General features: G+C 69.8%; 22 protein-coding genes. 17 read left to right on the plus strand and 5 right to left on the minus strand.

Annotated elements, in window-relative coordinates; translation table 11 throughout:
• The first annotated feature begins 79 nt into the window (after positions 1 to 79).
• The 8 genes from KAK03_RS13370 (at position 80) to KAK03_RS13405 (ending at position 8,092) form a co-directional block, all read left to right on the plus strand.
• Positions 80 to 769: a DUF6781 family protein gene (locus KAK03_RS13370; RefSeq protein ID WP_210854461.1), complete on the plus strand. Its 690-nt coding sequence runs from the start codon at positions 80 to 82 to the stop codon at positions 767 to 769.
• A 79-nt stretch (positions 770 to 848) separates the two neighbouring features.
• Entirely contained in the window at positions 849 to 1,970 is a 1,122-nt protein-coding gene (locus tag KAK03_RS13375; protein ID WP_210854462.1) for a beta-ketoacyl-ACP synthase III, read from the plus strand.
• A gap of 63 nt (positions 1,971 to 2,033) precedes the next feature.
• Positions 2,034 to 2,732, plus strand: a complete 699-nt coding sequence (locus tag KAK03_RS13380; RefSeq protein WP_210854463.1) for a hypothetical protein — start codon at positions 2,034 to 2,036, stop codon at positions 2,730 to 2,732.
• A 13-nt stretch (positions 2,733 to 2,745) separates the two neighbouring features.
• On the plus strand, positions 2,746 to 4,278 hold the full coding sequence (locus tag KAK03_RS13385; RefSeq protein WP_210854464.1) for a class I adenylate-forming enzyme family protein: 1,533 nt from the start codon (positions 2,746 to 2,748) through the stop codon (positions 4,276 to 4,278).
• Positions 4,275 to 5,267: an NAD-dependent epimerase/dehydratase family protein gene (locus KAK03_RS13390; protein WP_210854465.1), complete on the plus strand. Its 993-nt coding sequence runs from the start codon at positions 4,275 to 4,277 to the stop codon at positions 5,265 to 5,267. The genes KAK03_RS13385 and KAK03_RS13390 overlap by 4 nt, the downstream gene beginning before the upstream one ends.
• Positions 5,264 to 5,659, plus strand: a complete 396-nt coding sequence (locus KAK03_RS13395) for a PPC domain-containing DNA-binding protein (RefSeq protein ID WP_210854466.1) — start codon at positions 5,264 to 5,266, stop codon at positions 5,657 to 5,659. The genes KAK03_RS13390 and KAK03_RS13395 overlap by 4 nt, the downstream gene beginning before the upstream one ends.
• Before the next feature lie 34 nt (positions 5,660 to 5,693).
• A complete protein-coding gene (trhP, locus tag KAK03_RS13400) occupies positions 5,694 to 7,082 on the plus strand; it encodes a prephenate-dependent tRNA uridine(34) hydroxylase TrhP (RefSeq protein ID WP_210854467.1) in 1,389 nt (462 codons plus the stop codon).
• Positions 7,079 to 8,092, plus strand: a complete 1,014-nt coding sequence (locus tag KAK03_RS13405) for an MBL fold metallo-hydrolase (RefSeq protein WP_247661147.1) — start codon at positions 7,079 to 7,081, stop codon at positions 8,090 to 8,092. The genes trhP and KAK03_RS13405 overlap by 4 nt, the downstream gene beginning before the upstream one ends.
• A gap of 13 nt (positions 8,093 to 8,105) precedes the next feature.
• Here the strand turns inward: KAK03_RS13405 and KAK03_RS13410 are convergent, their stop codons facing one another.
• Positions 8,106 to 8,678, minus strand: coding sequence for a peroxidase-related enzyme (locus KAK03_RS13410; protein WP_210854468.1), 573 nt, complete (start codon positions 8,676 to 8,678; stop codon positions 8,106 to 8,108).
• Positions 8,679 to 8,756: 78 nt separating this feature from the next.
• On the opposite strand from KAK03_RS13410, the gene KAK03_RS13415 reads away from it, so the two are divergent.
• The 5 genes from KAK03_RS13415 (at position 8,757) to KAK03_RS13435 (ending at position 11,925) form a co-directional block, all read left to right on the plus strand.
• Positions 8,757 to 9,113: a YciI family protein gene (locus KAK03_RS13415; RefSeq protein ID WP_210854469.1), complete on the plus strand. Its 357-nt coding sequence runs from the start codon at positions 8,757 to 8,759 to the stop codon at positions 9,111 to 9,113.
• Positions 9,114 to 9,199: 86 nt separating this feature from the next.
• Positions 9,200 to 9,607: a VOC family protein gene (locus KAK03_RS13420; RefSeq protein WP_210854470.1), complete on the plus strand. Its 408-nt coding sequence runs from the start codon at positions 9,200 to 9,202 to the stop codon at positions 9,605 to 9,607.
• Between the two features lie 13 nt (positions 9,608 to 9,620).
• Entirely contained in the window at positions 9,621 to 10,049 is a 429-nt protein-coding gene (locus KAK03_RS13425) for a YciI family protein (RefSeq protein WP_210854471.1), read from the plus strand.
• Positions 10,046 to 11,365, plus strand: a complete 1,320-nt coding sequence (locus KAK03_RS13430; protein WP_210854472.1) for an RNA polymerase sigma factor — start codon at positions 10,046 to 10,048, stop codon at positions 11,363 to 11,365. The genes KAK03_RS13425 and KAK03_RS13430 overlap by 4 nt, the downstream gene beginning before the upstream one ends.
• Entirely contained in the window at positions 11,362 to 11,925 is a 564-nt protein-coding gene (locus tag KAK03_RS13435; protein ID WP_210854473.1) for a GNAT family N-acetyltransferase, read from the plus strand. The genes KAK03_RS13430 and KAK03_RS13435 overlap by 4 nt, the downstream gene beginning before the upstream one ends.
• A 45-nt stretch (positions 11,926 to 11,970) precedes the next feature.
• On the opposite strand, the gene acnB is transcribed toward KAK03_RS13435, so the two are convergent.
• The 4 genes from acnB to KAK03_RS13455 all read right to left on the minus strand — a co-directional run bounded on the left by acnB (position 11,971) and on the right by KAK03_RS13455 (position 17,551).
• On the minus strand, positions 11,971 to 14,559 hold the full coding sequence (acnB, locus tag KAK03_RS13440; RefSeq protein WP_210854474.1) for a bifunctional aconitate hydratase 2/2-methylisocitrate dehydratase: 2,589 nt from the start codon (positions 14,557 to 14,559) through the stop codon (positions 11,971 to 11,973).
• A 265-nt stretch (positions 14,560 to 14,824) separates the two neighbouring features.
• Positions 14,825 to 15,361 carry a hypothetical protein gene (locus KAK03_RS13445; protein WP_210854475.1) on the minus strand — a complete coding sequence of 179 codons (537 nt, stop codon included), beginning with the start codon at positions 15,359 to 15,361 and terminating at the stop codon, positions 14,825 to 14,827.
• 98 nt (positions 15,362 to 15,459) lie between these two features.
• A complete protein-coding gene (locus KAK03_RS13450; RefSeq protein WP_210854476.1) occupies positions 15,460 to 16,470 on the minus strand; it encodes an HpcH/HpaI aldolase/citrate lyase family protein in 1,011 nt (336 codons plus the stop codon).
• A gap of 94 nt (positions 16,471 to 16,564) precedes the next feature.
• Positions 16,565 to 17,551 (minus strand): malate dehydrogenase, encoded by a 987-nt coding sequence (locus KAK03_RS13455; protein ID WP_210854477.1) that lies wholly within the window; start codon positions 17,549 to 17,551, stop codon positions 16,565 to 16,567.
• Positions 17,552 to 17,776: 225 nt separating this feature from the next.
• Here KAK03_RS13455 and KAK03_RS13460 point away from each other — a divergent pair, with 225 nt between their 5' ends.
• The 4 genes from KAK03_RS13460 to sdhA all read left to right on the plus strand — a co-directional run bounded on the left by KAK03_RS13460 (position 17,777) and on the right by sdhA (position 21,333).
• A complete protein-coding gene (locus KAK03_RS13460; RefSeq protein ID WP_210854478.1) occupies positions 17,777 to 18,550 on the plus strand; it encodes a GntR family transcriptional regulator in 774 nt (257 codons plus the stop codon).
• A 166-nt stretch (positions 18,551 to 18,716) separates the two neighbouring features.
• Entirely contained in the window at positions 18,717 to 19,148 is a 432-nt protein-coding gene (sdhC, locus tag KAK03_RS13465) for a succinate dehydrogenase, cytochrome b556 subunit (protein WP_210854479.1), read from the plus strand.
• Between the two features lie 22 nt (positions 19,149 to 19,170).
• Complete coding sequence (sdhD, locus tag KAK03_RS13470) at positions 19,171 to 19,533, plus strand: succinate dehydrogenase, hydrophobic membrane anchor protein (protein ID WP_210854480.1); 363 nt, start codon at positions 19,171 to 19,173, stop codon at positions 19,531 to 19,533.
• A gap of 33 nt (positions 19,534 to 19,566) precedes the next feature.
• The gene (gene sdhA, locus KAK03_RS13475) at positions 19,567 to 21,333 is read left to right on the plus strand and encodes a succinate dehydrogenase flavoprotein subunit (protein WP_210854481.1); all 1,767 of its coding nucleotides are present in this window, start codon (positions 19,567 to 19,569) and stop codon (positions 21,331 to 21,333) included.

Below are 21,333 nucleotides of genomic sequence, written 5' to 3' on the forward strand. Positions count from 1 at the left end.
GCGCGCGTGTTTGCCCGGTGTGGCCGATCGGCCCGGACGGGCGTATCGTCGGGCCTGTTTCCACCCCACAGGAGCTTCCATGCTGAAATCCGGCATCGACCAGGATGCGTTGATCGAGCAGTTCGCGGGCGCCAGCGCACGCCAGACCGCCCAGCTGCGTCAGGTGGTCACCGAGGCCACCCTCAAGGCCCTGCAGGGCCGCGAGATGACGCTCAAGAACATCCGCAGCGTCGTCAAGTCGGTGGCCGAAGCCGCCAGCGCCGGCGCGGCCCAGAACGTGATGCCCAAGGTCGACATGGAAAAGCTGCTGGCCTCGGCCGTGGCCGGTGTCGATGACGCGCTGCTCAAGGCGGTCGAGGCCAACAAGGTGGCCCTGGCGCGCTTCGTCGACCAGGGCATCGGTCTGCAGGAAAAGCAGCTGAAGAAGGCGCTGGACGACCTCGAGAAGTTCGAGGACACGATGTTCGCCGCGATGAAGAAGGCCGCGGTCGGCGCCGGCACCACGATGGAAGGCCCCTGGAACCAGGTGCTCGAGAAGTTCCAGGCCCAGGGCTCGCAGTCCGGGGCCCAGGCGGCCGCCACGGCCCAGCAGATGGCCGGCCAGATGCAGCAGGCGCTGCGCGAGGGCAGGGCGGCCAGCTTCAAGGCCGCCCAGGTGCTGGCGCAGAGCTACACCGCGCTGGTCAGCGGCGTGCTGATCGGCCTGTCCGACGCGCTCACCACGGGCGCCGCGGCCGAACCGGCCGCCAAGCCGGCCCGCAAGCGCTGATCTCCCGGGCTGTGGCCGGACCCGGCGCTGACCGGCGTCCGGCCCGACGCCTGTCGTTCTGACCTCTCCCTCGCATTCCATGACCTCTGTCGTCATCAGCGGCACCGGCTTGTTCCGGCCGCAGCACATCATCACCAACGCCGAGTTGGTGGCCTCCTACAACGCCTACGTCGCCCTGCAGAACGAGCGCCACGCCGAGGCCATCGCCGCCGGTACGTGCGAGCCGCTGGTGCCCTCCAGCGTCGAGTTCATCGAGAAGGCCTCGGGCATCAAGCAGCGCCATGTCCTCGAGAAGGACGGCGTGCTCGACCCCACCCGCATGTACCCGCGCTTCCAGGAACGTTCCGACGACCAGCTCTCGCTGATGGCCGAGATCGCGGTGGACGCCGGCCGCCAGGCCCTGGCCGCCGCCGGCAAGCGCGCCGACGAGGTGGACATGGTGCTGTGCTCGGCCGCCAACATGCAGCGCGCCTACCCGGCGATGGCGGTCGAGATCCAGAATGCACTGGGCGCGGGCGGCTTCGGCTTCGACATGAACGTCGCCTGCTCCTCGGCCACCTTCGGCATCGAGCAGGCGGTCAATGCGATCAAGTCCGGCACCGCCCGCTGCGTGCTGATGGTCAACCCCGAGATCACCTCGGCCCACCTGGAGTGGCGCGACCGCGACTGCCACTTCATCTTCGGTGATGTCTGCACCGCGGTGGTCGTCGAGGCCGCCGACACCGCCACCTCGGCCGAGCAGTGGGAGGTGCTGGGCACGAAGCTGGCCACGAAGTTCTCCAACAACATCCGCAACAACTTCGGCTTCATGAACAGCTGCGAGGACAGCGACCCCGAGGCCCGCGACAAGAAGTTCCGGCAGGAGGGGCGCAAGGTCTTCAAGGAGGTCGTGCCGATGGCCGCGGCCCACATCGAGGCCCACCTGGGCACGCTGGGTGTCACGCCCCAGCAGGTGCGGCGCTATTGGCTGCACCAGGCCAACCTGGGCATGAACCAGCTGGTGCTCAAGAAGCTGGTCGACCGCGAGGTGGGCGACGACATCGCGCCGCTGATCCTGCACAAGTACGCCAACACCGCCTCGGCCGGCTCGGTCATCGCCTTCCATGAACACCGTGGCGACCTGGTCGCCGGCGACCTGGGGGTGATCTGCTCCTTCGGCGCCGGCTACTCGATCGGCAGTGTCATCGTGCGTCGGCGCTGAGCCGTTGTGCGCCGGTGGCATCATGCCGCCCTTCATGTCCCTGATTGACCGAGGAATCCGCCGATGCCGCTGATCCGTCCCGCCGCCCTGTGCGCCATGGCCCTGTCCCTGGCCAGCCTGGGCGCTGCTGCCCAGACCAAGCCCGCAGCCGCCCCCGTGCCCAGCAAGACCATCACCGGCAAGGCCGCCGTGGGCAAGCTGATGACCTTCAAGGAACTGGAGTCCTGCCTCAAGGAGTACGACCAGCTCAAACCCAAGGCCGATGACCTGAACAGCCGCCGCGCCGCCCTCACCGAGGAGCGCAAGTCGATCGAGGCCGAGGCCGAGGCGCTGCGCAACGATGGCCAGGCCGCCGCGCTGCAGGCCAAGGTGACCGCCTTCAACCAGCGCCAGGTGGCCTTCAAGGAACGGGTCGAGGCCTTCAACAAGCGCTCCACCGAGTTCAATGCCAATCCGCCTTCGGGCTCGGCGGGCGACCGCGAGCGCAAGGCCCTGGATGCCGAGCGTGATCAGCTGCTGGCCTTGGAAGGCCCGCTGCGTACCGAGGGCCAGGCCCTGACCACCGAGCGCGAGACCATCGCCAACAACCTGAAGCAGCGCACCGATGCCCAGGGCGCCAAGGCCAACGACTGGAACGCGCGCAGCAAGGCGCTCGACGACGAGGTGGCCGGCTTCGAGGAAACCCGCCTGGCCTGGAGCGAGCGCTGCGGCAACCGGCCCTACAACGAGGACCACGAGAAGATCATCCGCTCGGGCAAGTGATGCCGCGACCGCGATGAACCTGGCCCATCTGCTGGAGCGCCAGGCGCTGCGCGCGCCTGAGCGGCCGGCCCTGCTGAGCGGCCGGCAGGTGGTGGCCAGCCACGGCGACTGGGCCGCCAGCGCCGCGGCGCTGGCCTGGCGCCTGCGGGCCGCGGGCCTGCAGCCGGGTGACCGCGTGGCGCTGTTCAGCCGCAACCATGTGCGCTACGCGCAGTGGATGCTGGGCTGCTGGTGGGCCGGGCTGGTGGTGGTGCCGATCAACGCCCGGCTGCATGCCCAGGAACTGCGCTGGATCGTCGACAACGCCCAGGCACGCTGGGTGGTCCACAGCGCCGATGTGCTGCCCGAAGGCGCTGCGGCGCTGCCGGGACTGGCGCGAGTGGTCGAGATCGACAGCGACGAGGGCAGCGCCCTGCTGGCCGCGGGCGAGCGGCTGCCAATCACCCCGCGGGCCCCGGACGAGACCGCCTGGCTGTTCTACACCAGCGGCACCACCGGTCGTCCCAAGGGCGTGATGATCACGCACCGCAACCTGATGACCATGGGTCTGGGCTACCAGGTGGATGTGGACGCGGTGTCCCCCGACGACGCCATGGTCTACGCCGCCCCGATGTCGCATGGCGCCGGCATCTACCTGGTGCCGCACCTGATGGCCGGCGCGCGCCATGTGGTGCCTGACAGCGGCGGCGTGGACCCGGCCGAACTGTTCGCGCTGGGGGCCCAGGTCGGACCGCTCTCCACCTTCGCGGCACCGACCATCGTGCGGCGGCTGGTCGAGCATGCCGAGGCGGCCGGGCTGACGCCCCATGACTGCGCCCGCGCCTTCAAGACCATCGTCTACGGCGGCGCCCCGATGTATGCCGCCGACATCCAGCATGCGCTGCGCGTGATGGGCCCGCGTTTCGTGCAGATCTACGGCCAGGGCGAGACGCCGATGGTGGGCACCGTGCTGTCGCGCCGCGACCTGGCCGACAGCGCCCACCCGCGCCATGCCGAGCGTCTGGCCTCGGTGGGCGTGGCGCAGACGCCGGTGTGCATCCGCGTGGCGGGTGCCGACGGCCAGCCGCTGCCTGCCGGCGAGGTGGGCGAGGTGCTGGTGCAGGGCGACTCGGTGATGGCCGGCTACTGGCGCAACCAGGCCGCCAGCGCAGAGGCGCTGCGCGGCGGCTGGCTGTGGACCGGCGACATGGGCTGCCTGGACGAGTCCGGTTACCTGACGCTGAAGGACCGCAGCAAGGATCTGGTGATCAGTGGCGGCTCGAACATCTACCCGCGCGAGATCGAGGAGGTGCTGCTGGAGCACCCCGCGGTGGCCGAGGCGGCCGTGGTGGGCGAGCCCGACCCGGAGTGGGGCGAGCGCCTGGTGGCCTTCATCGTGCCCGCCCCAGGCGCCACGCCGGATGCGGCGGCGCTGGACGCGCTGTGCCTGTCGCGCATCGCGCGCTTCAAGCGGCCCAAGCGCTACCTGGTCGTCGAAGCACTGCCCAAGAACGCCTACGGCAAGGTGCTGAAGACGGCGCTGCGTGAGCAGTTGCGCGGACCATGAGGCTGCTGGTCATTGGCGGCGGGCGCTTCGCCGGGCGGGCAATCGTCGAGGCGGCGCTGGCCGAGGGGCATGCCGTCACCACCTTCAACCGCGGCAGCCAGCCGCCGCTGCCGGGCGTGCAGGCCATCACGGGCGACCGCCGGGGCGACCTGTCCGCGCTGCACGCGGGCCGCTGGGACGCGGTGATCGACTGCTGCGGCTACCTGCCGCGCGAGGTGGCCGCCATGGCCGACGCGCTGGCGCACCGGGTGGGCCGCTATGTCTTCCTCTCCAGCGTGTCGGTCTATGCCAACCACTCGGCGCCCTGCGACGAGTCCGCCGCCACCGGCACGCTCGTCGATCCTGCCACCGAGGTGATCGACGCAGACACCTACGGCCCGCTGAAGGCCGCCTGTGAAGCCGCGCTGGCCGCCCGGCTGCCCGACCGCCACCTGAGCCTGCGCCCCACCTTGATCGTCGGCCCGCACGACCCCACCGGCCGCTTCCCCTGGTGGCCGGCGCGCGCCGCCCGCGCCCAGGCGGGTGAGCCGATGCTGTGGCCGGGCGACCCGCTGGGGCCGCTGCAGTGGATCGATGCGCGCGACCTGGCGCGCTTTGCGCTGGCGATGGCGGCGCAGGGGCCCTGCGGCGCGCTCAACGTGGGTTCGCCGGCCGGCCACTTCCGTTGGGGCGATCTGGCCGACGCCTGCCTGGCGGGGGCCGCCACCGGCTTCCAGCCGGTCTGGGTGCCCGAGGCACGGCTGGTGGCCGCCGGCGTGCAGCCCTGGGTGGAGCTGCCGCTGTGGATTCCGGCCGATGGCGAGCACGACGGCTTCTTGCGGGTGGATTGCCGCCGCGCCGAGGCGCTGGGGCTGCGCTGCCGCTCTGCCACCACCACCGTGGCCGACACGCTGGCCTGGTGGCGTACGCTGCCGGCCGACGCACAGGCCTTCCCGACCACCGGCCTGGCGCCCGAGCGCGAACAGGCGCTGTTGGCGGCCGCACCATGACCCCGCTGCGACTGCCGCCGGGCACCGACCTGAAGGCCGGCCTGCTGGCGCTGTTGGCGCAGCCGGCCTGGGCCGACGGCGCCTTCGTCGTGGCCGGCATCGGCAGCCTGCACGGCGCCCGCCTGCGCCTGGCCGCCGCGGACGCGGCCACCGAGATCGCCGGCCCCTGCGAGCTGCTGTCGCTGCAAGGCACGCTCAGCACCGATGGCGCCCACCTGCACGCGGCGCTGGCCGATGCCCAGGGCCGTGTCTGGGGCGGTCACCTGCTGGATGGCAACCGCGTCCGCACCACGGCCGAGCTGCTGCTGGCGCCGCTGCCGGGCTGGCGGCTGTCGCGCGCCGCCGATGCGGCCACCGGCTACGCTGAACTGGTCGTGCGCCCCCGCACCTGACAGGGCCGGCGCGGGCAGCGGACAATCGCCGCCCATGACGATCCGAGCCCCCGAGCTGCTGCTGCCCGCCGGCAGCCTGCAGCGCATGCGTGCCGCCTATGACTTCGGCGCCGACGCGGTCTATGCCGGCCAGCCGCGCTACAGCCTGCGCGCGCGCAACAACGAGTTCCGCATGGAGCAGCTGGCCCAGGGCATTGCCGAGGCGCATGCGCGCGGCAAGCGCTTCTTCGTCACCAGCAACCTGATCGCCCACAACGACAAGCTGCGCACCTACCTGCGCGACCTGCAGCCGGTGGTGGAACTGCGGCCCGATGCGCTGATCATGGCCGACCCCGGCCTGATCATGCTGGTGCGCGAGCAGATGGAGCAGGGCCGGTGGCCCGAGGTGCCGATCCACCTGTCGGTGCAGGCCAATACCACCAACAGCGCCTCGGTGAGGTTCTGGCAGAAGCAGGGCGTGGCGCGCATCATCCTCTCGCGCGAGCTGAGCCTGGACGAGGTGGCGCAGATCCGTGACGACTGCCCCGACATCGAACTGGAGGTCTTCGTGCACGGCGCGCTGTGCATCGCCTACTCGGGCCGCTGCCTGCTGAGTGGCTACTTCAACCGCCGCGACCCCAACCAGGGCACCTGCACCAACGCCTGCCGCTGGGACTACAAGACCCACGCCGGCACCGACGCCACCGACACTGGCGAGGTGCAGCCGGTCGAGCTGATCCGCGATTTCAGCTTCTCGAAGGAGCAGTCCGAGGCCGACGCCTCGTTCGCCACCTGCGGCGGTGGCCAGCGTCACCCGCTGGCCGATGGCGTCTACCTGCTCGAGGAAAAGGAGCGCCCCGGCGAGCTGATGCCGGTGATGGAGGACGAGCACGGCACCTACATCATGAACAGCAAGGACCTGCGCGCGGTGGAGCATGTGGCGCGGCTGGCGGCCATCGGCATCGACTCGCTGAAGATCGAGGGCCGCACCAAGAGCCACTACTACGTGGCGCGCACGGCCCAGGTGTACCGCCGGGCGATCGACGACGCGGTGGCCGGCCGGCCCTTCAACCCCGAGCTGCTGCGCGAGCTCGAGGGCCTGTCCAACCGCGGCTACACCGGCGGCCTGCTGGAGCGCCGACCCAGCCAGGACTACCAGAACTACCTCAGCGGCCACTCCGAGAGCCAGCGCAGCCAGTTCGTCGCCGAGGTGGTGGGACAGCGCGCCGATGGCTGGGTGGAGGTGGAAACCAAGAACCGATTCGCCGTGGGCGACCAGCTGGAGATCATCCATCCGCAGGGCAACCGCACCATCACGCTGAGCGCGATGCAGGGCGCCGAGGGCGAGCCGCTGAGCGTGGCGCCGGGCAGCCCGCTGCATGTGTGGCTGCCGCTGGAGGGGCCGGCCGAGGGGGCGTTGATCGCGCGCCTGCTGGCGGCATGAGGCGCTGGCGCCGGGGCCTGGCCGGGCTGGTTGCGCTGGGCCTGGCCGGGTGGCTGGCGGCGGCCGTTCGCGACGAGCCGCCGTACCGCAACCTGCACGGCGGCGACATCGAGAAGCCCTTCATGGAGGTGCTGCGCTGGCGCCTGTCGCGCGAGTCGGCCCCGTTGCCGAATCCGCCACTGCCGGCCGCCCAGCCACGCCTGGACGCGCCGGTGCCCCACCTCACCTGGATCGGCCACGCGACGATGCTGCTGCGCCTGCCGGGCCTGACGCTGATCACCGACCCGCAGTTCTCCGAGCGCGCCTCGCCCTTCAGCTTCGCCGGTCCGAAGCGCGCCTACCCGCCGGGGGTGGCGCTGTCGGCCTTGCCGAAGGTGGATGTGGTGGTCATCTCGCACAACCACTACGACCACCTGGACGTGGCCTCGGTGCAGGCGCTGGCGGCACAGCCGGGCGGCGCGCCGCTGTTCGTCGTGCCGCTGGGCCTGAAGGCCTGGTTCGCCGACATCGGCATCACGAACGTGGTGGAGCTGGGCTGGTGGCAGTCGCACCGTGTGGGCGAGGCCGAGATCGTGCTGACGCCCGCGCACCACTGGTCGGCGCGCGGCGTGTTCGACCGTCGCCAGACGCTGTGGGGCGGCTTTGCCGTCTTCACCGGCGGCCTGCGCCTGCTCTACACCGGTGACACCGGCTACGCCGACGATTTCAAGGACATCCGCCAGCGCTTTGCCGACCGCGGGCCATTCGATCTGGCGCTGATCCCGGTGGGCTGCTACGAGCCGCGGGGCTTCATGCAGGACCAGCACGTCAACCCGGCCGATGCGGTGCGCATCTTCCAGGACCTGGGTGCGCGCCGCGCGGTGGGCGTGCACTGGGGCACCTTTGCCGACCTGTGCGATGAACCTCTGGACCAGGCGCCCAGGGACCTGGCCATCGCCCGCCAGGCCGCCGGCCTGCCCGAGGCCGCGTTCAGCGTGATGCAGCGCGGCGAGACCCGGCCGATCGAGTGACGCGGCGGGGCCCTCAGCGCCCCATCGCGTAGAACTCGGGGTTGGGCCGCATGCCGGTGACATTGGCCAGGCGGTTGGACAGGCCGAAGAAGGCCGCCACGCCGGCGATGTCCCAGGCGTCTTCATCGCTGAAGCCGTGGGCGTGCAGCGCGGCGAAGTCGGTGTCGTCCACCGCGTAGGACTGCTGCGAGACCTTCATCGCGAAATCCAGCATCGCCTTCTGGCGCGGCGTGATGTCGGCCTTGCGGTAGTTGACCGCCACCTGGTCGGCCACCAGCGCGTTCTTGGCGCGGATGCGCAGGATCGCGCCATGGGCGATCACGCAGTACTGGCACTGGTTGGCATTGCTGGTGGCGACGACGATCATCTCGCGCTCGGCCTTGCTCAGACCGCTGGGCTTGTCCATCAGCGCGTCGTGGTAGGCGAAGAAGGCGCGGAACTCGTCGGGCCGGTGGGCCAGCGTCAGGAACACGTTGGGCACGAAACCCGACTTCTCCTGCACGGCCAGGATGCGCGCGCGGATGTCCTCGGGCAGGTCCTTCAGCTCGGGTACGGGGAAGCGGCTGATCGGGGCGGTGGGGCTCATGGCGAAGGTCTCCAGGCGATCGGGGTGATTGGATCCAAGCGTAGCATCGGGCATCCCCAGCCCCGATCCGATCCGTCGATGTCCTATCTCCTGCTGATCCACGAACCCGTTGGCCAGCGCGCCACCCGCACCGAGGCCGAAGGCCGCGAGGCCTATGCGCGCATGCAGCGCTTCGGCGAGGCGATCGCCGCCGAGGGGCAACTGGCCGCGGTGGAGTCGCTGGCCGGGCTGGAGCAGTCGGTGCGCATCGAGCACGGCGTGCAGCACGACGGCCCGTTCACCGAGGCCAAGGAGATGGTCGGCGGCTTCTTCCTGCTGAAGAACGTCAGCCGCGAGCAGGCGCTGGCCTGGGCGCGGCGCTGCCCGGCGGCCGAGTGGGCGACGGTGGAGGTGCGCGCGCTGGCGCCGTGCTTCGAGGGCTCGAACCGGGGCTGATCCGGGTTTGCCCCAGGGTTCCGGGCGTCGAAACGCGCGAGGCTTGTGCGTCGTCCTGACATCACCCCGTCCTGGAGGAAACCGCCATGAGCACGCCGATGTGTCCCGTCGTCCATTTCGAGATGCCCTACCGAGATGCCGCCCGCGCCTCGCGTTTCTACACCGAGGTCTTCGGCTGGCAGATCCAGGCCTTCGGCGAGGAGATGGGCCACTATCTGATGGCCACCACCGCCGGCGAGGACAGCGCCGAGCCGGGCACCAAGCGCGGCGTGATCAACGGCGGCCTGTTCCCGTTCAAGGCCGACTGGCCGATGCAGCACCCCAGCGTGGTGATCGCCGTGGCCGACATCCGCGCGGCGATGGCCCGCGTCAACGCTGGCGGCGGCGAGGTGATGGGCGAACCCATGCCCATCCCCGGTGTCGGCGACTACGTGTCCTTCGTCGACACCGAGGGCAACCGCCACAGCATGCTGCAGCCCCTGATGCCGGGCTGAGGGGGAGCCAGCCGTGCGCTTCATGATCATCGTGAAATCCTGCGAGGCCTTCGAGGCCGAGCAGACCCCCGAGGCCCCGCCCGAGCTGCTGGCCGAGATGGCCGCGTACCACGAGGACCTGGCCCGCGCCGGCGTGCTGCTGGAGGGCGCCGGACTGCACCCCAGCCGCACCGGCTGGCGGGTGCACTACGGCGCTGATGACAGCCGCCAGGTGGTGGACGGCCCCTTCGCCGAGGCCAAGGAGCTGATCGCCGGCTACACCCTGATCCAGGTGCGCAGCCGCGAGGAGGCGATGGAGTGGGCCCGGCGCTTTCCCAACCCGGCCGGCCGCGGTCAGCCGGCGGTGATCGAGGTGCGGCAGCTGATCGAGCTGGAGGAGTTTCCCCCCAGCGCCGAGATCGAGCGCATGAAGGCGATGGACGCCGCGCTGCCTCTGCGGTGAGCGCCCCGCTGGACGCCACGCTGGCGGCGGTCTGGCGCATCGAGTCGGCCCGTGTGGTGGCCACCGTGGCGCGGCGCGTGCGTGATCTGGGGGTGGCCGAGGAACTGGCGCAGGACGCCTGGCTGGAGGCCCTGCAGCGCTGGCCGCAGGACGGCCTGCCCGACAAGCCCGGCGCCTGGCTGATGACCACTGCGCAGCGCAAGGCCCTGGACTGGCTGCGCCACCGCCAGATGGCCGCCGGCCACGAGTCGGCGCTGGCCGAGGACCTGATCGCAATGCAGGCCGACCGCCACCCCGACCACGCCGACACGCTGGACGCCCGCCGCGAGGCGCAGGCCGTGGGCAGCGACGAACTCCTGCGGCTGCTGTTCACCGCCTGCCACCCGGTGCTGCCGCCGCCGCAGCGCGTGGCGCTGACGCTGAAGGTGCTGGCGGGCCTGTCCACCGCCGAGATCGCCCGCGCCTTCCTGGTCAGCGAGCCGACGATGGCGCAGCGCCTGGTGCGCGCCAAGCGCACGCTGGGCGAGGCCGGCGTGCCCTTCGAGCTGCCGCGCGGCGAAGCCCTGGCGGCGCGTCTGGGCTCGGTGCTGGAGGTGGTCTACCTGGTCTTCAATGAAGGCTACGCCGCCACCGCTGGCGAGGACTGGATGCGTCCGGCGCTGTGCGACGAGGCGCTGCGTCTGGGCCGCATGCTGGTGCAACTGGCGCCGGCCGAGCCCGAGGCCTGGGGGCTGTTGGCGCTGATGAGCCTGCAGGCCTCGCGCACGGCGGCGCGCACCGATGCCCAGGGCGACCCCATCCTGCTGGCCGACCAGGACCGCCGACGCTGGGACCGGCTGTTGATTCGCCATGGCCTGGAGGCCCTGGCGCGCGCCCGCACGCTGCTGGGTGGCGCGGACGCCGGCAGCTACCAGCTGCAGGCCGAACTGGCAGCCTGCCACGCCCGCGCCTGGCGGGTCGAGGACACCGACTGGGGCCGCATCTGCGCGCTGTATGCCCAGCTGATGCAGCGCACTCCGTCGCCGGTGGTGGCGCTCAACCGCGCGGTCGCCGTGGGCATGCACCAGGGCCCGGCTGCCGGGCTGGCGCTGGTGGAGGCGCTGTCAGCCGAACCCACGCTGGCAGCCTATCCCTGGCTGCCCGCGGTCCGTGCCGATCTGCTGTCGCGGCTGGGGCGCCACGCCGAAGCCCGCGCCGCCTTCGAAACGGCGGCCCGGGCCAGCCGCAATCGGCGCGAGCGCCAGAGCCTGCTGACCCGTGCCGAGCAGGCGGCCCGCAGCGCTGCCGCCATGGCTGCTCCGACCGACGCCGCATGAGCCTGCCTGAATGGCCTGCCCTCTCCACCACGCGCCTGACGGTGCGTGCGGTGGCCGACACCGATCTGCCGGCGCTGATGGCCGTCAACGGCGATGACGAGACCACGCGCTTCCTGCCCTATGCCTCCTGGCGCAGCCTGGACGATGCGCAGGCCTGGTTGGCACGCATGCGTTCCCTGGAGGCCGCTGGCGGCACGCGGCAGCTGGTGATGGCCCGCCGGGCCGACGGCCTGGCGATCGGCACCGTGCTGCTGTTCAAGCACGACCCGGCCAGTGCGCGGCTGGAGCTGGGCTATGTGCTGGCGCGCAGCCACTGGCGTCAGGGCCTGGCGCGCGAGGCGCTGGCGGCGGTCATCCGGCAGGTGTTCGGGCCGATGGGCCAGCGCCGCATCGAAGCCGAGGTGAACCCCGACAACACCGCCTCCAATGCGCTGCTGCAGGCGCTGGGATTCACGCTGGAAGGGCGGCTGCGCCAGCGCTACACCGGCAAGGGCCGGTCCTACGACATCCACCTCTGGGGCCTGCTGGCCAGCGACCCGCGCCCTGGCGCCGACGCATGAAAAAGGCCCGCACAGGGCGGGCCTTCAGAGGCGAGCGTTGACGCGTCAGGCGACGGTCTTGGCGGTCTCCACGTACTCGTCGATCTGGTTGAAGTTCATGTACTTGTAGATCTGGTCGGCCTTGGCGGTGACCACGCCGGTGGCGGCCAGGTACTCGTCCTTGGTGGGCAGCTTGCCCAGCTTGGAGGCCACCGCGGCCAGCTCGGCCGAGCCCAGGAACACGTTGGTGTTCTTGCCCAGGCGGTTCGGGAAGTTGCGGGTGGAGGTGGAGATCACCGTGGCGCCTTCACGCACCTGCGCCTGGTTGCCCATGCACAACGAGCAGCCCGGCATCTCGGTGCGCGCACCGGCGCTGCCGAAGGCGGCGTAGTGGCCTTCCTTCATCAGCTCGGCCGCGTCCATCTTGGTCGGCGGCGCCACCCACAGCTTGACCGGGATGTCGCGTGCGCCGCCCAGCACGGTGGCGGCGGCACGGAAGTGGCCGATGTTGGTCATGCACGAGCCGATGAAGGCCTCGTCGATCTTGGTGCCGGCCACTTCGGACAGGGTCTTGGCATCGTCCGGGTCGTTCGGGCAGCAGACGATCGGCTCGGTGATCTCGGCCAGGTCGATCTCGATGACGGCGGCGTACTCGGCGTCGGCATCGGCTTCCAGCAGCTGCGGGTTGGCCAGCCACTGTTCGACCTTCTCGATGCGGCGTGCCAGGGTCTTGGCGTCCTGGTAGCCGTCGGCAATCATGTTCTTCATCAGCACGATGTTCGACTGCAGGTACTCGATCACCGGCTCCTTGTTGAGCTTGATCGTGCAACCGGCGGCCGAGCGCTCGGCCGAGGCGTCGCTCAGCTCGAAGGCCTGTTCCACCTTCAGGTCGGGCAGGCCTTCGATCTCCAGCACGCGGCCCGAGAAGATGTTCTTCTTGCCGGCCTTGGCCACGGTCAGCAGACCGGCCTTGATCGCGTACAGCGGGATCGCATGCACCAGGTCACGCAGCGTGACGCCGGGCTGCATCGTGCCCTTGAAGCGCACCAGCACCGACTCGGGCATGTCCAGCGGCATCACGCCGGTGGCGGCGCCGAAGGCCACCAGGCCGGAGCCGGCCGGGAACGAGATGCCGATCGGGAAACGGGTGTGGCTGTCGCCGCCGGTGCCCACGGTGTCGGGCAGCAGCAGGCGGTTGAGCCAGCTGTGGATCACGCCGTCGCCCGGACGCAGGGCCACGCCGCCGCGGCTGCTGATGAAGGGCGGCAGCTCGCGGTGCATCTTGGCGTCCACCGGCTTCGGGTAGGCGGCGGTGTGGCAGAAGGACTGCATCACCATGTCGGCCGAGAAGCCCAGGCAGGCCAGGTCCTTCAGCTCGTCGCGGGTCATCGGGCCGGTGGTGTCCTGGCTGCCCACCGTGGTCATCTTGGGCTCGCAATAGGTGCCCGGGCGGATGCCCTGGCCTTCCGGCAGGCCGCAGGCGCGGCCCACCATCTTCTGCGCCAGCGTGAAGCCCTTGCCGCTGTCCTTCGGGGCGACCGGCAGGCGGAAGGTGGTGGAGGCGCCCAGCCCCAGGAACTCACGCGCCTTGGCGGTGAGACTGCGGCCGATGATCAGGTTGATGCGGCCGCCGGCGCGCACTTCATCGAGCAGCACCTGGCTCTTCAGCGCGAACGAGGCGACCTCGGCGCCGTTCTTCAGGATCTTGCCGTCGTAGGGCAGCACGTCGATGACGTCGCCCATCTCCAGCTTGGACACATCCACCTCGATCGGCAGCGAGCCCGAGTCTTCCTGCGTGTTGAAGAAGATGGGGGCGATCTTGCCGCCCAGCGTGACGCCGCCAAAGCGCTTGTTCGGCACGAACGGGATGTCCTGGCCGGTGGCCCAGATCACCGAGTTGGTGGCCGACTTGCGGCTGGAGCCGGTGCCCACCACGTCGCCCACGTAGGCGACCAGGTGGCCCTTCTTCTTCAGGTCCTCGATGAACTGCATCGGGCCGCGCTTGCCGTCTTCCTCGGGCTTGAAGGCCGCGTCGGGGCGCGTGTTCTTCAGCATCGCCAGGTAGTGCATCGGGATGTCCGGGCGGCTCCAGGCGTCCGGCGCGGGCGACAGGTCGTCGGTGTTGGTCTCGCCCGGCACCTTGAAGACGGTGACGGTGATGCTCTTGGGCACCTCGGGACGCGAGGTGAACCACTCGGCGTCGGCCCACGACTGCATCACTTCCTGGGCCTTGGCGTTGCCCGCCTTGGCCTTGGTGGCGACGTCGTTGAAGTAGTCGAACATCAGCAGGGTCTTCTTCAGGCCCTCGGCGGCGACGCCCGCCACCTCGGCGTCGTCGAGCAGTTCGATCAGCGGGTGCACGTTGTAGCCACCCACCATGGTGCCCAGCAGTTCGGTGGCCTTGGCCTTGGAGACCAGGCCGACCTTCACGTCACCATGGGCGACCGCGGCCAGGAAGCTGGCCTTGACCTTGGCGGCATCGTCCACGCCAGGCGGCACGCGGTGGGTCAGCAGGTCCAGCAGGAAGGCCTCTTCACCGGCCGGCGGGTTCTTGATCAGCTCGATCAGCTCGGACACCTGCTTGGCGTCGAGGGCCAGCGGGGGGATGCCGAGCGCGGCGCGTTCGGCGGCATGTTGGCGGTAGGCTTGCAGCATGTCGGGGCTCCTGATGGGGGCGGTCGTCGGTGGTTCTGCGGCGGGACCCGGGTCGGGTGACTGCGGGTAACTACGGTATTTTATATCTTATATAAGACTTGCCAAGCACTGATTCAGGGCCGGGCGTGTGGCGGCCGCGGCGGGCGGCCGGGCAACATGCAATTTTGGCGCCAGAAAGGCGAACGCCGGGCGATATTCGACCCGGCGTGCAGGGCAATCGGTGTGCGTCAGCCGCGTGACAGGCCGGCGCGGTGTGGGGCGGCCGTCAGCGCTGGGGCGGCGGGTCGGCCTGCAGCAGGCCCGGCGTGGCGCCGCCACCCATGGCCTGCTGGGCCTCGTAGGCGCGCTTGGCTTCCATCTGCTTCTCGCTCTGGCACTCGTCGACCAGGCGCTGGCCCAGCTTGACGTCCATCAGCATCGACTTGTGGGCGATCTGCAGCATCAGGGTCTGGCCCTTGACGTCCTCCAGGCGCAGCGCGCCGGTGCTGGACAGGACGGGCTTCATCGTCCACTGGCGCTTGCCGAAGCTGACATCGATGTAGCCGTCGTACTTCGGGTTCATCGACACCTTGACGGTCTGGTTGAACTCGCAGGCGTAGTCGCCGAACAGCGTCATCGACGCGGCCGCGTTCTGCTCACCGGTGGCGGCCGGCAGCGGCACCTCGACCGGCGCGGGCGGCGCCTTCTTGCGCACAGGCGCCTTGGCGGCGGGCTTGGCCGCCGCCGCATTGGGCTGCGCCGACGCAGCGACGGGGAGCAGGGTGGCCAGGCAGGCCAGGGCGGACACAACGACAGACTTCATGGATGTCAGGGCAACGGTGATGAAGCCAGATTGTCCCCCGGCGGCCCGGTGCGCGGTGTCCGGACGTTTCCGGAGCCGGCCCGGCCAAGTGGCAGTGATCAGGCCGTGACGAAGAAGCGCTGCACCATGTCCGCCGGCAGGGCGGCGCCGGTGCGGTGGGCACGCTGCACCACCTGCCAGAAGTAACGGAAGCTCGCACGATCATGCAACTGCTCACGCCCGGCATGGCGGTGGGGGATCGGTGCCCAGTCGGCCTCCTGCGCGGCCACGATGATCTCGAGCGCCTGCTCGACCTCGTCGGCCGCCGGTGAGAAGGCCTCGACGATGGGGCGGATCTGGTCGGGATGGATGCTCCACATGCGCGTGTAGCCCAGCTCCCGCGCCGCGCGCCGGGCGGCCTGGCGCAGACCGTCCAGGTCCTTGAACTCGGTGACCACGCAGTGCGAGGGCACCTTGCCGGCGGCGTGGCAGGCGGCGGCGATCTCCAGCTTGGCGCGCAGCACCAGCGGGTGTTCGAACTGGCCGGGCACGCCCATCGCCGACTGCGGAATGGCGCCGCGGTGTGCCGAGACGAAGTCCATCAGCCCGAAGGACAGGCTCTCCAGCCGGGGGTGCTCGGCCAGCGCCCGCACATCGCGCAGCGCGCCGTGGGTTTCCACCAGCGCCTGCAGCGGCAGCGGCCGGGTGATGCCGCTGCGCGCCAGCGTGGCGTCCACCGCGCGGGCGGCGGCGTCCAGGTCGGCAGCGTCGCGCGGCTTGGGGATCATCAGGTAGGCCAGGCGCTGGCCGGCGCGCGGCAGCAGGGCGTCGAGCATCGGCTGGAAGGCCGGGTGGTCGACCGGCACCACGCGTGCGCCGACGCGGCCATGCCGGTTCAGCGGCGAGTCGACCAGCTCGGCCATCAGGTGGGCATGCTCCACCTCGCCGCCCACCGGCGCGCCATCCTCGCCGTCCAGCGTGACATCGAACACCGGGCCCAGCTCGGCCTGCAACTGCAGGCTCTTGCGCATGCGCGCCTCGACGCCACAGTAGTGGTCACAGACCGGCATCTCGGGAACGGCATCGCCTTCCTCGAACAGGACCTCGGCAGGGTGGCGCAGGGAACTCATCGGCGATCGACGCTGAAGACAAAGAAAAAGCCGGCGGCCTGGTGGGCGCGCCGGCTGTCGAGCTTACCGCGCGAATGCGGTCAGCGGCGAGGCATCACAGCAGGTGCTTGACGCCGTCCTTCTCGCCCTCGAGCTCGGCCAGGGTCTTGTTGATGCACTCTTGCGAGAACGCATCGATCGGCAGGCCCTCGACGATCTTGTACTCGCCGCCTTCGCAGGTGACGGGGTAGCCGAACATGGTCTCGGCCGGAATGCCGTACTCGCCCTTGGACGGGATGCCCATGGTGACCCACTGGCCGTTGGTGCCCAGGGCCCAGTCGCGCATGTGGTCGATCGCGGCGTTGGCGGCCGAGGCGGCCGACGACAGGCCGCGCGCGGCGATGATGGCGGCGCCACGCTTGCCCACGGTGGGCAGGAAGGTGTTGGCGTTCCAATCGTGGTCGTTGATCGTGTCCTTGACGCTCTTGCCGTTCACGGTGGCGAAGCGGTAGTCGGCGTACATGGTGGGCGAGTGGTTGCCCCAGACGCACAGCTTCTGGATGTCGCCGACGGCGCAGCCGATCTTGGCGGCGATCTGCGAGGCGGCGCGGTTGTGGTCCAGGCGCAGCATGGCGGTGAAGTTCTTGGCCGGCAGGTCCGGGGCCGACTTCATCGCGATGTAGGCGTTGGTGTTGGCCGGGTTGCCGACCACCAGCACCTTGACGTTGCGCGAGGCCACGGCGTTCAGGGCCTTGCCCTGGGCGGTGAAGATCTGGGCGTTGGCGGCCAGCAGGTCAGCGCGCTCCATGCCGGGGCCGCGCGGACGGGCGCCGACCAGCAGCGCGTAGTCGGTGTCCTTGAAGGCGGTCATCGGGTCGCTGTGGGCCTCGATGCCGGCCAGCAGCGGGAAGGCGCAGTCTTCCAGCTCCATGATCACGCCCTTGAGCGCGTTCTGGGCCTTCTCGTCGGGAATTTCCAGCAGTTGCAGGATGACGGGCTGGTCCTTGCCCAGCATCTCGCCAGAGGCGATGCGGAACAGCAGCGCGTAGCCGATCTGGCCAGCGGCGCCGGTGACGGCCACGCGAACGGGGGTCTTGCTCATGAGGGGGCTCCGGGAAAAGAGGAGGGAGGTTGCGTTAACCGGCTGACGCGGGGCTGTCGTCCCTGGGCGCGCGCGGGGCAGGCGCCGGGGCGGCTGGCAGACCGCACGTAGAGCCTCTGAGTCTAGGGGGGAACCCGGAGATCGTCAAGATTCATATGTCTTATATAAGACATCAGTTGGTTTTTCATGGACGCCGCTGGTGCGCCTGTGCTGCAATGCGCGCCCATGTCTGCGCAACTGCCCGCCGATCCACCCGACGCCGACGTCCTGCCGGTGGCCGAGGGCCCTGCCTTCAGCCCCCTGTACCAGCAGATCAAGGCGCTGCTGGTGCGCAGCCTGCAGGAAGGCGAATGGAAGCCGGCCGAGGCAATCCCCAGCGAGACCGACCTGGCCCAGCGCTACAAGGTCAGCCAGGGCACGGTGCGCAAGGCAATCGACGAACTGGCCGCCGAGAACCTGGTGGTGCGCCGCCAGGGCAAGGGCACCTTCGTCGCCACCCACGCCGAAGAGAACATCCAGTACCGCTTCCTGCGGCTGACGCCCGATGACGGTCCGTCCACCGGCATGGCGCGGCGCTTCCTGGACTGCCGGCGCATGCGTGCGCCCGCCGAGGTGGCCAAGGCCCTGGCGCTGAAGGCTGGTGACAGTGCGGTGCTGGTGCGCCGCACGCTCAGCCGGGACGGCAGCCCGGTGGTGCTGGACGAGATCTGGCTGCCCGCCGGCCCGTTCAAGGGCCTGAGCGCCGAGCGCCTGTCGCAGTACGCCGGTCCGATGTACGGCCTGTTCGAGAGCGAGTTCGGCGTGCGCATGATCCGCGCCGAGGAAAAGATCCGCGCCGTGGCGGCCGATGCCGCCACGGCGGAACTGCTGGAGGTGCCGGTCGGCACGCCGCTGCTGAGCGTCGAGCGCCTGGCCCACACCTATGGTGATCGCCCGGTGGAACTGCGCCGCGGCCTGTACAACACCGCCGCCCACTTCTACCGCAATGAACTCAACTGAGGCGGCCCGGGCCCGCGCGAGTCCGTGATCTCGACGCTGGCAAGCCCACTGAAAGCTTGTTGCAGTGCAATAGAATCTTTCGGTTTCACCGTGGGAACACCGTGAACCGCTAGCCCCCTCCCGACTCCGATCCTTTCCCGAGCGACCACAACAAGGACACCCCCTCATGGCCGATACGCTCAAGCAACGCCCGGAGTTCCGCAACATCAATGCGTTGACGGACCTTCGCAACTACCGGCTCCCGCCGGCGGGCATCGTCTCCATCCTGCACCGTATCAGCGGCATGGTCATGTTCCTGCTGCTGCCCCTGGTGATCTGGCTGTTCGACACCAGCGTCACCTCGGAGGTGAGCTTCGACACCTTCCGCAGCGCCTTCCTGGCCGGCCTGGGCCCGATCCCCGGCGTGCTGGTCAAGCTGGTCGTGCTGGGTCTGATCTGGTCCTATCTGCACCACTTCACCGCCGGCGTGCGCCACCTTTTGATGGATGCCACCCACAGCGTCAGCAAGGAGCAGGGCAAGAGCTCGGCCGTCATCACCCTGGCGGTGAGCCTGCTGCTGACCGCGGCCCTGGGCGCCAAGCTCTTCGGCCTGTACTGAGCCACGACAAGGACAACACGACATGGCAATCGAACACGGTTCCAAGCGGCTGGTCGTCGGCGCCAGCTACGGCCTGCGCGACTGGCTGGCCCAGCGCATCACCGCGGTGCTGATGGCGCTCTTCACGGTGGTCCTGCTGGTGCAGGTGCTGATGCCCGGCGAGATGGGCTACGACAAGTGGGCCGGCATCTTCGCCGCCCAGTGGATGAAGTTCCTGACCTTCTCGGTCATCGTCGCGCTGGCCTGGCATGCCTGGGTGGGCGTGCGCGACATCTGGATGGACTACGTCAAGCCGGTGGGCATCCGCCTGGCGCTGCACGTCTTCACCATCGTCTGGCTGGTCGGCTGCGCCGGCTGGGCCATCCAAGTGCTGTGGCGCCTCTGATCGCCCACGCACCCGACTGAGAAGAGACACACCATGACTCAAGTTTCCAAGCGCAAGTTCGACGTCGTCATCGTCGGCGCCGGCGGCTCCGGCATGCGCGCTTCGCTGCAGCTGTCGCTGGCCGGCCTCAACGTGGCCGTGCTGTCCAAGGTCTTCCCCACCCGCTCGCACACCGTGGCGGCGCAGGGCGGCATCGGTGCCTCGCTGGGCAACATGTCGGAAGACAACTGGCACTACCACTTCTTCGACACCGTCAAGGGCTCCGACTGGCTCGGCGACCAGGACGCGATCGAGTTCATGTGCCGCGAGGCGCCCAAGGTCGTCTATGAGCTTGAGCACTTCGGCATGCCGTTCGACCGCAATCCCGACGGCACGATCTACCAGCGCCCCTTCGGCGGCCATACCGCCAACTACGGCGAGAAGCCGGTGCAGCGCGCCTGCGCCGCCGCCGACCGCACCGGCCACGCGCTGCTGCACACGCTGTACCAGCAGAACGTCAAGGCCCGCACCAACTTCTTTGTGGAGTGGATGGCGCTGGACCTGATCCGCGACGCCGACGGCGACGTGGTGGGTGTCACCGCGCTGGAGATGGAAACCGGCGACCTGCACATCCTCGAAGCCAAGACGGTGCTGATGGCCACCGGTGGCGCCGGTCGCATCTACGCCGCCTCCACCAACGCCTTCATCAACACCGGTGACGGTCTGGGCATGGCCTCGCGTGCCGGCATCCCGCTGGAGGACATGGAGTTCTGGCAGTTCCACCCGACCGGCGTGGCCGGCGCCGGCGTGCTGCTGACCGAAGGCTGCCGCGGCGAAGGCGCGATCCTGCGCAATGCCAACGGCGAGCGCTTCATGGAGCGCTATGCGCCCACGCTGAAGGACCTGGCGCCGCGCGACTTCGTCTCGCGCTCGATGGACCAGGAGATCAAGGAAGGTCGCGGCTGCGGTCCGAACAAGGACTACGTGCTGCTCGACATGACCCACCTGGGCGCCGAGACCATCATGAAGCGGCTGCCCTCGGTGTTCGAGATCGGCCACAACTTCGCCAACGTCGACATCACCAAGGAGCCGATCCCGGTGGTGCCGACCATCCATTACCAGATGGGCGGCATCCCGACCAACGTCAACGGCCAGGTGGTGGTGCCGAAGAACGGCGTGCCCAACGAGGTGGTCAACGGCCTGTACGCGGTGGGCGAGTGCTCCTGCGTGTCGGTGCATGGCGCCAACCGCCTGGGCACCAACTCGCTGCTCGACCTGGTGGTCTTCGGCCGTGCCGCCGGCAACCACATCGTTGCCAGCGCGCTCAAGCAGAAGAACCACAAGCCGCTGCCGGCCGACGCCGCTGACCGCACGCTGGCCCGCTTGGCGCGCCTGGACTCGGCCAAGAACGGCGAGTACGCGCAGGACGTGGCCAACGACATCCGCGCCACGATGCAGAAGCACGCCGGCGTCTTCCGCACCCAGGCCAGCATGGACGAGGGCGTACAGAAGATCATGCAGGTCGCCGAGCGCGTGAAGTCGATCGGCCTGAAGGACAACTCCAAGGTCTTCAACACCGCCCGCATCGAGGCGCTGGAAGTGGAGAACCTGATCGAGGCCGCCAAGGCCACGATGACCTCGGCCGCGGCGCGTCCGGAAAGCCGCGGTGCGCATGCGCACAACGACTACCCGAACCGCGACGACGCCAACTGGATGAAGCACACGCTGTGGTACTCCGAAGGCAACCGCCTGGACTACAAGCCGGTCAACCTGACGCCGCTCACCGTGGAATCGGTGCCGCCGAAGGTCCGTACGTTCTAA

Origin of the sequence: Ideonella alba (assembly GCF_018069845.1) — a bacterium.
In the GTDB taxonomy this organism is placed as follows: domain Bacteria; phylum Pseudomonadota; class Gammaproteobacteria; order Burkholderiales; family Burkholderiaceae_C; genus Ideonella; species Ideonella alba.

Excerpts from the sequence above, each read along its gene's own strand:
- KAK03_RS13375 (WP_210854462.1), top strand. The coding sequence starts at position 849 with ATGACCTCTGTCGTCATCAGCGGCACCGGCTTGTTCCGGCCGCAGCAC.
- KAK03_RS13415 (WP_210854469.1), top strand. The coding sequence starts at position 8,757 with ATGTCCTATCTCCTGCTGATCCACGAACCCGTTGGCCAGCGCGCCACC.
- KAK03_RS13435 (WP_210854473.1), top strand. The coding sequence starts at position 11,362 with ATGAGCCTGCCTGAATGGCCTGCCCTCTCCACCACGCGCCTGACGGTG.
- KAK03_RS13460 (WP_210854478.1), top strand. The coding sequence starts at position 17,777 with ATGTCTGCGCAACTGCCCGCCGATCCACCCGACGCCGACGTCCTGCCG.
- sdhA (WP_210854481.1), top strand. The coding sequence starts at position 19,567 with ATGACTCAAGTTTCCAAGCGCAAGTTCGACGTCGTCATCGTCGGCGCC.
- KAK03_RS13385 (WP_210854464.1), top strand. The coding sequence starts at position 2,746 with ATGAACCTGGCCCATCTGCTGGAGCGCCAGGCGCTGCGCGCGCCTGAG.
- KAK03_RS13410 (WP_210854468.1), bottom strand. The coding sequence starts at position 8,678 with ATGAGCCCCACCGCCCCGATCAGCCGCTTCCCCGTACCCGAGCTGAAG.
- sdhD (WP_210854480.1), top strand. The coding sequence starts at position 19,171 with ATGGCAATCGAACACGGTTCCAAGCGGCTGGTCGTCGGCGCCAGCTAC.
- KAK03_RS13370 (WP_210854461.1), top strand. The coding sequence starts at position 80 with ATGCTGAAATCCGGCATCGACCAGGATGCGTTGATCGAGCAGTTCGCG.
- KAK03_RS13455 (WP_210854477.1), bottom strand. The coding sequence starts at position 17,551 with ATGAGCAAGACCCCCGTTCGCGTGGCCGTCACCGGCGCCGCTGGCCAG.
- sdhC (WP_210854479.1), top strand. The coding sequence starts at position 18,717 with ATGGCCGATACGCTCAAGCAACGCCCGGAGTTCCGCAACATCAATGCG.
- KAK03_RS13450 (WP_210854476.1), bottom strand. The coding sequence starts at position 16,470 with ATGAGTTCCCTGCGCCACCCTGCCGAGGTCCTGTTCGAGGAAGGCGAT.
- KAK03_RS13420 (WP_210854470.1), top strand. The coding sequence starts at position 9,200 with ATGAGCACGCCGATGTGTCCCGTCGTCCATTTCGAGATGCCCTACCGA.
- KAK03_RS13395 (WP_210854466.1), top strand. The coding sequence starts at position 5,264 with ATGACCCCGCTGCGACTGCCGCCGGGCACCGACCTGAAGGCCGGCCTG.
- KAK03_RS13390 (WP_210854465.1), top strand. The coding sequence starts at position 4,275 with ATGAGGCTGCTGGTCATTGGCGGCGGGCGCTTCGCCGGGCGGGCAATC.
- trhP (WP_210854467.1), top strand. The coding sequence starts at position 5,694 with ATGACGATCCGAGCCCCCGAGCTGCTGCTGCCCGCCGGCAGCCTGCAG.
- KAK03_RS13380 (WP_210854463.1), top strand. The coding sequence starts at position 2,034 with ATGCCGCTGATCCGTCCCGCCGCCCTGTGCGCCATGGCCCTGTCCCTG.
- KAK03_RS13445 (WP_210854475.1), bottom strand. The coding sequence starts at position 15,361 with ATGAAGTCTGTCGTTGTGTCCGCCCTGGCCTGCCTGGCCACCCTGCTC.
- KAK03_RS13405 (WP_247661147.1), top strand. The coding sequence starts at position 7,079 with ATGAGGCGCTGGCGCCGGGGCCTGGCCGGGCTGGTTGCGCTGGGCCTG.
- acnB (WP_210854474.1), bottom strand. The coding sequence starts at position 14,559 with ATGCTGCAAGCCTACCGCCAACATGCCGCCGAACGCGCCGCGCTCGGC.